12 protein-coding genes are annotated in these 12,726 nt (G+C 50.8%); 6 read left to right on the forward strand and 6 right to left on the reverse strand.

All coding sequences use genetic code 11. From position 1 onward, the window contains the following. Positions 1-9: 9 nt before the first annotated feature. The 5 genes from LC431_RS00510 to LC431_RS00530 all read right to left on the reverse strand — a co-directional run bounded on the left by LC431_RS00510 (position 10) and on the right by LC431_RS00530 (position 4,711). A complete protein-coding gene (locus LC431_RS00510) occupies positions 10-1,794 on the reverse strand; it encodes a chitinase (RefSeq protein ID WP_013576906.1) in 1,785 nt (594 codons plus the stop codon). A gap of 290 nt (positions 1,795-2,084) precedes the next feature. Then, positions 2,085-2,417 (reverse strand): phage holin family protein, encoded by a 333-nt coding sequence (locus LC431_RS00515; RefSeq protein ID WP_015690388.1) that lies wholly within the window; start codon positions 2,415-2,417, stop codon positions 2,085-2,087. 198 nt (positions 2,418-2,615) lie between these two features. Further along, a complete protein-coding gene (locus tag LC431_RS00520) occupies positions 2,616-3,557 on the reverse strand; it encodes a LysR family transcriptional regulator (protein WP_013576908.1) in 942 nt (313 codons plus the stop codon). A 142-nt stretch (positions 3,558-3,699) separates the two neighbouring features. Continuing rightward, positions 3,700-4,242: a glycoside hydrolase family 108 protein gene (locus tag LC431_RS00525; RefSeq protein ID WP_015690389.1), complete on the reverse strand. Its 543-nt coding sequence runs from the start codon at positions 4,240-4,242 to the stop codon at positions 3,700-3,702. A 22-nt stretch (positions 4,243-4,264) separates the two neighbouring features. Next, positions 4,265-4,711 carry a transcriptional regulator gene (locus LC431_RS00530; RefSeq protein ID WP_223509126.1) on the reverse strand — a complete coding sequence of 149 codons (447 nt, stop codon included), beginning with the start codon at positions 4,709-4,711 and terminating at the stop codon, positions 4,265-4,267. Between the two features lie 447 nt (positions 4,712-5,158). On the opposite strand from LC431_RS00530, the gene LC431_RS00535 reads away from it, so the two are divergent. Further along, complete coding sequence (locus tag LC431_RS00535; protein ID WP_223509127.1) at positions 5,159-7,228, forward strand: glycosyl hydrolase family 18 protein; 2,070 nt, start codon at positions 5,159-5,161, stop codon at positions 7,226-7,228. 62 nt (positions 7,229-7,290) lie between these two features. Here LC431_RS00535 and LC431_RS00540 read toward each other — a convergent pair whose 3' ends face one another. Continuing rightward, on the reverse strand, positions 7,291-8,187 hold the full coding sequence (locus LC431_RS00540) for a LysR substrate-binding domain-containing protein (RefSeq protein WP_112150928.1): 897 nt from the start codon (positions 8,185-8,187) through the stop codon (positions 7,291-7,293). Positions 8,188-8,304: 117 nt separating this feature from the next. On the opposite strand from LC431_RS00540, the gene LC431_RS00545 reads away from it, so the two are divergent. The 5 genes from LC431_RS00545 (at position 8,305) to LC431_RS00565 (ending at position 12,713) form a co-directional block, all read left to right on the forward strand. Then, complete coding sequence (locus tag LC431_RS00545; protein WP_015690393.1) at positions 8,305-9,801, forward strand: MFS transporter; 1,497 nt, start codon at positions 8,305-8,307, stop codon at positions 9,799-9,801. A 414-nt stretch (positions 9,802-10,215) separates the two neighbouring features. After that, a complete protein-coding gene (locus LC431_RS00550) occupies positions 10,216-10,761 on the forward strand; it encodes a spore coat protein U domain-containing protein (RefSeq protein WP_013576914.1) in 546 nt (181 codons plus the stop codon). 62 nt (positions 10,762-10,823) lie between these two features. Next, positions 10,824-11,342 (forward strand): spore coat U domain-containing protein, encoded by a 519-nt coding sequence (locus LC431_RS00555; protein ID WP_112150929.1) that lies wholly within the window; start codon positions 10,824-10,826, stop codon positions 11,340-11,342. A gap of 8 nt (positions 11,343-11,350) precedes the next feature. Further along, complete coding sequence (locus tag LC431_RS00560) at positions 11,351-11,896, forward strand: spore coat U domain-containing protein (protein WP_112151094.1); 546 nt, start codon at positions 11,351-11,353, stop codon at positions 11,894-11,896. A 19-nt stretch (positions 11,897-11,915) separates the two neighbouring features. Further along, positions 11,916-12,713 carry a molecular chaperone gene (locus tag LC431_RS00565; RefSeq protein ID WP_112150930.1) on the forward strand — a complete coding sequence of 266 codons (798 nt, stop codon included), beginning with the start codon at positions 11,916-11,918 and terminating at the stop codon, positions 12,711-12,713. Positions 12,714-12,726 lie beyond the last annotated feature (13 nt).

Raw genomic sequence — 12,726 nt, forward strand, 5'->3', positions numbered from 1 at the left:
ACTTACACGTTACTTACAGGCTTTGATCTCTTTCCACTGTGACCATTCGCCAGTGAACGACGGGTTACCTGGCTCATTGTTCTGAGTCCAGTAATTCGCGAGATACTCCTTACCTTTCCAGTTAACACTTTCTCCGCCGTTATACACTTTACCGGCATCCCAGTTGTCAGCGCAGCCGGTGCTGGTGCCTTCATCAGGGATCGGCAATACCTTCGGTGTGACCGTCAGCACGTAGGTGGCCACACTGCTTTTCTTCCCGTCGGACACGGTGAGGGTAAAGTTGAAGCTTTGCTTAGCGGTGACCACGGGTGCGACAAAACTCAGCGATTCACGATCGTTACCGGCGAGGGTGGACCCGTTCGGCAGCAACCAGCTGTAGGTCAGTTTATCGCCGTCAGCGTCGGTAGATTCTGCTGCATTGAGCGTCACATTCGCCTGGCTTTCCACATCACCAATCGGACCGGAGAGTTTTGCCACCGGCGCTGAATTACCGTCAGCCGGGGCTGGTGTCGGTTCCGGTGTTGGTGCTGGCGTCGGTTCAGGAGCAGGTGTCACCGCTTCTTCTTTACCGGCATCATCGACCACTTTCACGTTAAAGAAGTGCTGGACGCAGCGTTTGTAATCGCCCTCTTTGAACGCGGAGAACGGTGTCTGATAACCGACCAGCTGACAGGAATACGTCAGGCCAGTTGGCGTTTCTGATGACCATCCCCAGTCCTGTTCCCAGTACTGCGGCAGCGCACCGGCTCCACCTTCATCAAACTGTTTCATGTTTTTACAGCCCAGCACTTCATTAGCCGGAACCGGCACTTTCAGGTATTCCGCTTCGCTTTTGTAGTAGGAGATACGGTTCAGGCCCTGCGCGATTTCCTGCGAGCCACCGCACTCAACACCGCCATTGATGATCTGAATAGTCACGCCGAATCCCGGCACCAGACCGTTGGCTTTGTCACGATCGTTCGGCTGCCAGGTGCCGTCGATCACATGCAGCATACTCGGCTTCGGTGCCTGCGGCGTGACGTAGAAGAACACCGCACTGGCAAGGTTCAGCCAGGTATCCGCCACCAGTTCCGGTTTATCCAGCAGGGTTCTGACCGTGCCGAACATCGCATCGGAGAACGGGCCGTAGTTATAGTTATAAGAAAGTTGTTTGGCACCGCGACCGAAGTAGCTGACAAAATCGCCGTCGGCATCTTTGCCGCAAGGCCAGGTTTGTCCCTGCCAGACATTCGGATTACATTCGCCGTTATAGCCGCCTTTCTGCCCTTCTTTCCAGCCCATTTCTCGCAGATAGACCAGCCCCTGACGCCATTCGGCTTCCGGGCGCCAGCTCTCGTGGCCGCCGGTTTCCTGTGCGAAGTGTGCAAACATGGTGGCAAGGCCTTTACGGCAAATGGCATCCGAATCACGTCCGTCGGTATACGTTCCGCACACGGCCGGGAACTTGCCGATGGCCTGCAGGAATTTGGTGTAGGTATAGCTCGGGTCACGCAGCGGGAAAATGTGTTCCCACTTATCACTGCCCAGAATGCTGTCCACCCGCTTCACGTTAGCCGGGTTATCGCTGCGGCCGGGGGCGATTTTATCGACGGAAGCATTATCCAGTGTGCGGATAGACGCCTTAACCTCCTGCATCAGCGGGTTTTGAGTCAGGCTGTTTTCTTTTTTAATCAGATCACTTTCTTTGATGACATAGGGGTCCGACGTATCGGCTGCCATTGCCGGAGCAACACAGGCCATCAGACAGGAAAGTGTAATAAGATTCAAAAGGTATTTATCTTTAGTTCTGCGCATAAGGACAACCTTATATAAATAGTCGAAGTTAAATGCTGAAAGTTATTTTCTGCATAACATTAACCGGTCAGAGTTTCTGTACTACCCCCTGCCCTGTCAGTTAAAAGGCTAATCGCATAAGCGCATACAGGCTAATAAAAACAAAGCCATAAACATCATAAAAAACGGATGATATTTATCAAAAACCACTTATAAATTTATTCGAAGAACAATAAAAAATGCGGACTGATCACCCGGAATCAGTCCACATACTTATGAACAAACTTTGAATACTTAGTGAATAAAGTTGTTTACCGTTGGGCCAGTGTAAAAGTTCCCGCCAATTTCTTCACCCGGTCCCCTGCCAGAATTAATAGTGGCCCGCCTAACACACCGCCTATACCGGAGGTCATCAGGATCATATTAAAACCCATATCCCTTTCGATGAAAACGATGCTTAGCAGGAAACCTGTGAAACACGACACAACGATTTGCGCAAAACATTTATAAACATCCTCCACAGTGGGCTTACTTTTGCAGCGCATGATAAATCGCACCAGGCCACCCCAGGATGACATAACTAATATAGAAACTAATAACTCAAATTCTATAAACACAACTTCTTTAGCATGAAGACTGATCATGACGAAAACCTCATAGATTAATTAATAAAGATTGAGATAACTGCGACAATGATAATCCGGCCATCATCAAAGCCATAATCACTTCAGATCAATAATTAATTTTGATAATCCGGCGCTGATTTTTTATTAAAAAAAAATCATTAAAAAATAAACAAACACTCTCTTAAATCACGTTAACCGCATTTCTTGCCACATCCTTCATATTGATTCCGCGCTTTTCAGCTGTGACATCACCAGATGAACATAGCGTCGCTTACTGCTGTTTGAAAGGTAATTCATGTAGACCGGAGAGTCCTTTATTGAAATTTCTTTAGGTAGATCAAAGCACTTTAACTTGCAATGCCGCTCCCTGATAAAGTAATCCGCCAGCACCCTGGGTAACACAGTGAGCATATCACTGCGTTCGAGCGCGCTGATGATACCGTTGATGGAAGAAGAGCGGTAAATGACTTTAACCAGACCCGCGTAAGGTGCATTAATCGTCAACGTCGTGCCGAGAAGACCGGTAAAATCATTATAAATACCGTCGTTATAGACAGCGTGAGGTAATGCGTAGTAATGCATTAACGCCAGTTCTCTCTGGTTGGACAATAAACTGCTGGCACCGCACAGGATAACAAACTCATCCATGGCATCAATTTTTATTGAGGTGATTTTCTCATGATTCAGAGCATGATGCGAAATAACAACATCGATATTTGCCTGTAACAAACTCCTTACCATTTCATCACTCTTAATATTCGTTGAATTAGAAAATTCGACCTTTACTGACTTTCCACTTTCGTTCTTATACATCCGGTTAAAATAATAGTCCTCCAGAACATCCGGACACATTACCCGCAATATGGCACCCGATGGCCCTTCGGTTCTTGAGGACTGTAAAACATCTTCAATAATCGTAATGGCGTTGACAAAAGAATCATGGATATCCAGCGCAGTGGCGGTGGGTTTCAGACCCGTGGCCGTGCGGTAAAACAGTTCTTCACCCAGATGTCGTCTGAGCTTATTTATCGATAAGCTTACTGCAGAAGGTGTAAGATTCAGATTTTCTGCTGCTTTTGAAATATTCCCAGAAACAATCACTTCATTCATTATCTTGATAAGATTGTAATCAAAGTTAATTGTACTTGACTCGTTCATTATTTACTCTCCAGATAAAGGGGGCGTTTGCTTCGAAATAAATAATACAGCTCTTTATGCATTCAGTTTTCATAAAAATCCACCTTTAATATTGTGAAGCGTTTTGAGTTGCGTACGTATTAATCACATATCCCGAGCATATTTAAAGCGTTATCCGCCCCTTCATCCAGCCGTAAACAAACGACTCATTCGCACTACGCCCTTCTGCCAACTCCAGGTAACGTTGCCCCTGACTGCAATTAATAGAAGTGATTAACACGCCCGCTCCCTCGGTGCCACGCTTCTCAATGAACTGTGTTAACGCCTTTAGCGTACCGGGGCCGATTTTGCCGTCCACGACGATATCACCATAATATGCTTCACCGTGATTAAATACATTCAGCCAGCGCTGCAACCATCGGATACCCACTGCCGGTCCCATGTTGGTGCCGGTGTCGCACAGTTCCAGCGCCAGACCTGGCGCAATGGCATACACTTTGTCGAATCCCGGCTGATACCAGTAATTCTTTTCAAGGATCAGATAAGCATCTTCTTTCGTGAAATCGGTCATTTTTCCGGTATAGCCATAACTGCGGGCCGTTTTTTCGGTGATACCCCAATGCGTCGGGCCACCGGTATCATTCGGGTGGTCTACATAGCCACCTTCGTTTTTCAGTACGGAATTAATCACAGGGTTAGTAAACATAAGGTCTTCCTCCGGACAACAGTTAAAGTTGAAACGTCAGAAACAACGCGGTACCGAGCAACAGTACCGACACCAAAAAACCAAACATCAGTATCCACGGTCTGAGGTTCTTAACCGGTGATACCTTCTCTTCCATGACTTCGACAGTGGCCGAGGTACTGACACGAATGCCTGATTTCGGCACAGTAATGAAGAATTCATCCAGCCCGGCAAATTTAAGATCGCGGCGGATTAAATAAAGGGTCTGGGTCAAACTGGCATCGCTGGTGAATTTACTGCGGCTTCCCCATAACGCGACAGAGATGGCCTCTTTTTCGATCACTTCATCTTTTGCATGTTCAATAATATAACTCAGGCAACGTGATCTCATTGAAGTCAGTTTAATATTCACATCACTGTGAAGCTTTTTAAACTCCTTGGTTTTTTCATTAAAGACATATTCGCCATTTATAAGATATACAGCCATCATCCTCTCTCCTCCATTATTTCAGCCATTTGTACCTACCCCTTAATCTTTGCTGATGATTAAGCGTATCTGTTTTTATTATTTTCACCACAGGCAATAGGATTAATATTAAGTATTTTAGTTAAGATGTGACTGAATCAAAAAAAACGGGGGAATATTAAGTAAAACTCAAAAACCACTTAATTCTCACTCAACATGCAGAAAGCATTCAACAAGCTGAAAATCAATGCTTTTTATGATTAATTTGTGATATGTCTTTTTATCATCAACGTGATTATTGATGACGATAAAACCCGCTAAATTTCGCCGTTCAAAAAACAACCATAAATTTTATATTAGTCAATTTTATTTATATCTCAATATGATTTGTCGGTTTTTATTTCCGGATCGAATATATCCACCAGCAGCAACCGGCTGTTTATGTACTCATTCAAAATTTAGGAAAATACTATGTCTACCAGCAAAATCATTAAGACCGACGAGTTAACCCAGTCCTCATATACTCTGGACGGTTTTAATCCAGCCACAGAAACTGAAAATTACAGCTATACGTCGGCACGTGTGACGAAACCGGTTTATAACAAATACAATACGGCGAATAAGCCAAAAGTATTTGGCTATTACACCGACTGGTCACAATATGATGGCCGTCTGCAGAATTCGCAGGCAGGCAAAGAAGCCCGCGGCCGTGGTTTTGACCTCGCAAACATTCCACCGACTGCTTACGACAAAATCATCTTTGGTTTCGTTGGGATTGTTGGCGACCAGGGTGAAAAAGCCAATACCGTGGCCAATGCCGCACAACAACTGGGTAAAACCACCCATCAGGCGACGTTCCTGGATCCGTGGGGTGACTTTGGCTCCTCCGTCAATAACAACCTGGACAATCCGGGCTGGGTGGAACTTTCTCCGGCCACCGCGACGCAAGCCAATGTAAAAGGTCTGGTCGGTGGCTTACGTGACCTGCAAAAACGCGCCAAAGCAGTGGGTCATGATCTGGTGCTTTCGATGAGTATTGGTGGCTGGACGTTAAGTAACGGCTTCCACAATATGGCAAAAACCGCAGAAGGTCGTACCATCTTCGCGAAAAGTATTGCCAGTCTGTTCACCCGTTTCCCGATGTTCAGCGAAGTGGATATCGACTGGGAATACCCGGGAAACACCGGGAATAACAACCCGTATGATGATAATGATGGCGCGAACTATGCGCTGCTGATTGCTGAAATCACCAAACAGATGGCCGCCATCAAACGTTCTGATGTAAAAATCAGTATTGCCAGCTCCGCCGTGGTCACTATTTTGGAAAAATCCAACGTTCCGGCCCTGCTTGAAGCCGGTCTGTACGGCGTTAACCTGATGACCTATGACTTTTTCGGTACGCCGTGGGCAGAAAAATTGTCGCATCACACCAATTTACATGCATTGGTTGAAGGCGGCTGGGGCATTGACACCATCATTAACTATCTGCTGTCGAAAGGGTTCCCGGCTGACCGCATGAATGTCGGCTATGCGGCCTATTCCCGTAACGCGCAAAATGCGGTACTGGAAAGCTATTCTCCTTTAGAAGGTACCTATACTCCTGTTGAAGGTAAAACCACCGTCGGTACATTCGAAAGCGGTACCACCGAATGGTACGACATGGTGAATAACTACCTGGATCTGGAAAATCAGTCAGGACGCAATGGCTTCCAGGTGTATACCGATCAGGTCGCTGATGCTGATTATCTTTATAACAAAGACACCGGCATTTTCATGTCCATTGATACCCCACGTACCGTGCGTGAAAAAGGCCGTTATGTGGTTGAAAAAGGACTGGGCGCACTGTTCACCTGGACTATCGATCAGGACAACGGTCTGCTGGTCAATGCGGCACGCGAAGGTCTGGGTTGTACTATCCAGAATCAGGTTATCGATATGGCGCCTTTCTACTTTGAAGGTGTCAATATCGACGGTCAGGTTCCGGAAGATGAAGTCCCTTCAGAAACCAATACTGCGCCTACCGGTGATATTGCCCTGCAGGTGTTCAGCGGTGCCAAAGTGCGTCTGAGCGCGGCAGGTTCTGCCGATAAAGACAACGATAAACTCACCTACAAATGGACTGCACCAGCCGCCATCGCACTGTCCTCGTACGATGCGGTCTCCGCAGACTTCACCGCACCAGAGCTGGTCAGTAAATCTGACTTCAACTTCACACTGGTAGTCACCGATGAACACGGTGAAAAATCGGTATCGAAAAGCATCGTGGTAACAGTGCTGGGTAACACAGCCGTTGAGCCAGAGCCAACACCGGAACCGACACCGGAGCCGACCCCGGAACCAACGCCTGTGCCAACGCCAGAACCTACACCAACGCCTTCTCCGGCGGGCAAATATGCCACCTGGGATGCCAGCAAAGTGTACAACACCGGCGACAAAGTCAGCCTGAACGGTAAAGACTACCAGGCCAACTACTGGACGCAGGGCAATCAGCCGGGCAAAGCCGAATTTACCGGCGAATGGTCACAGTGGAAGCAAATCTGATCTCTTGGTGACATGTTCTGATGCGCGTTAAAACATCTCACGGGGCCTTGTGCCCCGTTTTTTTATGCGGATGTGATATCTCCCAGGACCTGTTTTTCGGTCAGAAAATCAATAAACACCCGCACTTTTGGCAGCATATGGCGGCTGCTTGGCCAGACCACCGAAAACTTCCCGCCTTCTTTTAAATACGCAGGCAGTACCGAAATAAGCTCACCGGATTCAAGATATGGCCGCACGATGAATTCCGGCACATACGCCAGTCCCAGTCCCTGTATCGTCGCCTGTAAAATCGACTCCAGATTATTACTGCTCAGTGCCAGCGGCAGTTCCGGCGGCGTCACGCTGGTCATCTCCCATTCCTGCCATTGTCCGTTGCCCGGAAAGCGGTAGCGCAGACAAGCGTGCTGATAAAGGTCGTCAGGCGTAAGCGGCGCAGGATGCCTGGCGAAATAATGTGGCGCGCCGACAATCGCAAAACGAAACGGCCCGAGGCGGCGCGACATCATCTGCGAACTGTTCAGTTCGCCGCTGCGGATGGCGATATCAAATCCTTCATCAATGACATCCACCATGCGATCACTGAAATCCAGATCCAGCTCAACATCGGGATAACGCTGACGGAATTCCGGCAAATGCGGCAGCAGTATGCGATAGCCGATAGCCGGCGCGGTGATGCGTAATTTGCCGCGCGGCACAGCGGAGATCCGTACCAGTTCCTGTTCTGCCTCTTCCAGTTGCGAAACAATATGCTGGCAGCGTTCAAAAAATAGCTGGCCCTCATCGGTCAGGCTGATACGCCGCGTACTGCGGTTGAAGAGTCGCACACTGAGTTTTTCCTCAAGGCGCGCCACGCTTTTCCCCACCGCCGAGGCCGAAATGCCCATGCGCTCCGCTGCTGCGGCAAAACTCTGACTTTGGGCAGCGCGAACAAAGGCCAGCAGGCCGTTGAGATTTTCCATTTTCACTCCTGTTTATTCGAGCGATTTAGTCCGCAATCCTCGGACTTACAGCCTGTTTCCGCCATATTCAAGACAATTTATCATCACTGTTATACCCCAATATCAGGAAAGCGAACAATGACCTCATCTTCATCAGGCAGCCTGCAGGTGCTATTTACCGTGTGTCTGGCGGCGGTAATTTTGCCGCTCAATTTTGTCAGCGGTGCGGTGGCAACACCCGCCATTGCCCGTGAACTCGGCGGCAGCGCGCAGGCACTGAGCTGGATCACCAATTCGTTCATGCTCACATTCGGCTGTTTTCTGATGGCGGCCGGGGCGCTGGCCGATGAACTGGGGCGCAAAAAAGTGTTCGTCAGCGGCGTTTCTCTGTTTGCGCTGTTGTCGTTACTCCAGGCTTTCAGCAGCAGTTTGCTGTGGATTGATTTACTGCGCGCCGCGCAGGGTATTGCTGCTGCCGGTGCGCTGGCCGGTGGTGCGGCTGCTTTGGCGCAGGAATTCGATGGCGCAGCGCGTACCCGGGCTTTCAGCCTGATGGGCAGCAGTTTTGGCGTCGGACTGGCCTTCGGCCCCTTTCTCGCGGGCGTGCTTATCGCAAACTTCGGCTGGCGTTCGGTGTTTTTCTCCGCGACGGTGATTGCCGTTCTTTCCCTGATAACGGGCGCCGGAAAAATGCGTGAAACGCGGAATCCGCAGGCATCCGGCATCGACTGGCCGGGGACGCTGTCCTTTACCGCCATGCTGGCATTGCTGACCTGGGCGCTGATGGAAATTCCACAGTCTGGTCTGCACAGTACACGGGTACTTTCCCTGCTGGGAGGCGCGGCGCTGTTGCTGGCGGTATTTGTGGTTGTTGAGCTGCGGGTGAAAAACCCGATGCTGGATTTATCCCTGTTCCGTTATATCCGTTTTATCGGTGTGCAGGCACTTCCGCTGGCGACGGGTTTCTGTTTCGTGGTGCTGCTGGTGGTGTTGCCGATGCTGTTTATCGGGGTCTCCGGACTGAGCGAAGAACGCGCCGGGCTGATGATGATGGCACTTTCTGTCCCGATGCTGATTGTGCCACTGCTGGCCGCGTGGCTGACGCGCTGGATTTCGGCAGGCGTGTTGTGCACATCAGGTTTGGTGATTGCCGCCGCCGGTTTGGGCTGGCTCAGTCAGGCGGTGCTGGCGCAGGATGTCACAGGCATGATTGCGCCGATGGTGGTTGTCGGCATCGGTACCGGTTTGCCATGGGGGCTGATGGATGGACTGTCGGTGAGCGTCGTGCCGAAAGAACGGGCGGGCATGGCAACCGGCATTTTCAGCACCACACGCGTGGCCGGAGAAGGCATCTCGCTGGCGATTGTCGGCGCTATTCTGTCGATGTTAACGCACAACGCACTGGCGGCCCGCTTTACCGGCGATGCGATCAGTCCGGAGGCCATCAGCCAGGCGGCGCAACGGCTGGCGACCGGTAATCTTACCGTGGCACAGCAGCTTATTACACAAGCCAGTACGGCACAGCTTCAGCAGCTTTATGCCGTCTCATTGCATCCCTTACTGTTGTGTCTGATGGCGATTACGCTGTTCTCTGCGCTGCTGGTGTTGCTGGCGCTGCGCGGTAAACATCAGTAGCACTGTTAACCAATCGCGGAAAGAAACCCATGTCCATACAAAAGTAAATGTTAAACACCTTCATCTTTTTGTTTAGGTAACACAATAATTAACCAATAAAAATCAATATAAACAGGATTAAAATTTTATAATTTGTAATTTATAGAATTTTTATCCTTATTGACAAAAATAATGAAAAGAGTCCCTTAAGGTAAATTTATTAACTTATATTTAACCATGACTGCGTTTTTCATCATGCACATAAGGTCAGGGCTCCGCTCCGTTGTGAAGGGAAAACATAATACCCGGCCTGCACGCTGTTTATTACCGGCTTTTCTTGCCGTTTTTTTGCGTTAACTATTAACCACCAGAGGATTTCCACATGCAACGCCGTTGCATGAATACACATCCGTGTAAGTTATTTTGGGAGTCATCATGGGCGAAAAAAAATCATTATTACTGGCCGTGCTTTCTGCGGCGACGCTGACTTTAGTCGCAGGTGCACAGGCCGCCGGTACCTTAACAGGCCAGGTAGGCGTTCAGCTCACCATCAGCACAGGTTGTACTGTCGGTAACGGCACATCAACGGGGGGAACCAACCAGTGGGGTACGCTGAATTTTGGTAACTACGCGGATCTGACCAGCGTTATTAACGGGACCGTATTCGGCGCTGACGGCACCGGTGCCGTCACCATCGCCTGTAGCACAGGACTGACCCCGACGCTGTCACTGAACGGCGGACTGGCGGCAACCGGCGGGCTGCGTTCCATGACATCCAGCGGCAACAGTATTCCTTACCGCCTCTATTCCGATACCGCACGTACCACCGAAATCGCGATTAATACGCCAATTACGCTCACCACAGGGACCACGGCGCAAAATATCCCGATTTACGGTCGTGTGCTGCCTGCTGACCAGACCAGCACCACGCCGGCTGCAGGAACCTATAACGATACCGTTGTTGCCACTCTTTCCTGGTAAGCGTTTTTCCCTCAGCGCCGGGTCCGGCTCTGACTGGCTTTCGGTTCAAGGAAGGAAAAATCATGGACATCAAGGTACTGCGGCTACTGCCTGCCACCCTGCTGGTGTCGGTGCAGTTGCACATTCCGCTGAGTCAGGCGGCAACGATAGGCATCAGTGCCACGTTGCTGCCCGCCTGTGAAGCGGGAACCACGACGTCCGGCAGCACCCGTTTCGGTACGCTGAATTTTGGCAATTATGCGTCGCTCACCAGCGCGGTGAATGCTACCAGCGCACAACTGGCGGGTTCGATCCGCGTAAAATGTGTGAGCGGGCTGACCTACAAAATTGTCATGGATGGCGGCAGCAGCGGTATGGTTACCGCCCGCAGAATGGTCAATACCACCAACAGCGCCGCGACGCTGCAGTACAACCTTTACACCTCGGCGGCACGCACCACCGTGTGGGACAACACCACCGGCGTCAGCGGCACCGGTAACGGCGCGGATCAGTGGAGCACGGTCTATGGCCGCGTTCCGGCACAGACCACCCCTGCCGCCGGTGTTTATCAGGATACGGTGAATGTCACCGTATCCTGGTAGAGGTGACGATGCCTGCCAGCCTGCGTTTTCCGCCCGTGTTATTACCGATGATGTTATTGCTGCTGATATTGTGCAGTTCAGCGCGTGCCGCCACGGCAACCACGACGTTTACCGTTTCGGCGACCCTCACCAATGGCTGCGTATTTGGCAGCTCGCTTGCCAGCCCGATCTCCAGTCTCGGCACCCTCAACTTCGGTTCCCTGTCGGACATCGCCAGCAACGTCGATATTGTCAGCAGCACGGGCGCAGGTTCCGTGGTCGTCACCTGCACGCCGGGTACCTCCGTCAGCATTGCCATGGATTACGGCACTCACGGCGGCACCGCCACACGTCGCTATATGCAAAACACCACCAATACCGATCTGCTGGGCTACCAGCTTTTCCGCGATGCCGCCCGCAGTCTGGTCTGGGGCAATGGCGCGCTGGTGATGTCCATCCCCAGTTTTCCGGATACCTCGCAAACCTACCCGGTTTATGCACGTTTATACGCTGTGACCCCTCTGCCTTCCGCCGGGACGTATACCGACACCGTCACTGTCACGTTAACTTATTGAATCATCAGGATATAAAAATATGAAGACACTGTTTCTACGCCTTTTCACTACCGCCGCATTGCTCGGTGCCTTTCTGTCTTGCGTGAACGCACAGGCTGCCAGTTCGGTGCTGGTCTGGCCGGTCTATCAGATTATTGAATCTGATCAGAACGGATCTGCCCTGTGGCTGGAAAACCGTGGCGCAGAACCGGTGTCCTTGCAGGTGCGCGTACTGGCCTGGAAGCAGGAGAATTTTAACGAGAAGTATGCCGATCAGACCAACGTGGTCGCCAGCCCGCCATTTGCTACCGTGCCACCGGGGCAGCGTCAGTTGATCAGGCTTATCCGCAACACGCCGGTGCCGGCCAATACCGAGCAGGCGTACCGCATTATCATTGATGAAATCCCGTCGCCGCTGAACAGCGCCGGTGAGGGCAAAGACAAAGCGGTCGTCGGTCTGCAATTGCAGATGCGTTATTTACTGCCGCTGTTTATGGATGGCGGCAATTTGTGGACCAACGATCGCGCGGATATCAAACGCGACCCTTCCACGGCGACGCGTCCGATCCTCAACTGGCGTACGGTGTCCGAGGGCGGGAAAACCTATTTGCAGGTGGGTAATACCGGCCTCGTCCACGCACGCCTGAGTAACGTTTTCTGGTCGGCGACGGGTAACCAGAAACAAGGCGTAAAAACCATGGTGGGCGGCTTTATGGGTTATGTATTGCCGGGACAACAAATGCGCTGGCCAGTGCCCGCAGGTGTGACGCCAGGGGCGCAACTCAATGCGCAGATTGCCGATAACACCCAACCGATTGTCATTCCACGCGGCCAGTAACAGCAGGAGCCGC

It is taken from the genome of Rahnella sp. GSA61A (genome assembly GCF_019969905.1).
Taxonomy (GTDB): domain Bacteria; phylum Pseudomonadota; class Gammaproteobacteria; order Enterobacterales; family Enterobacteriaceae; genus Rahnella; species Rahnella aceris.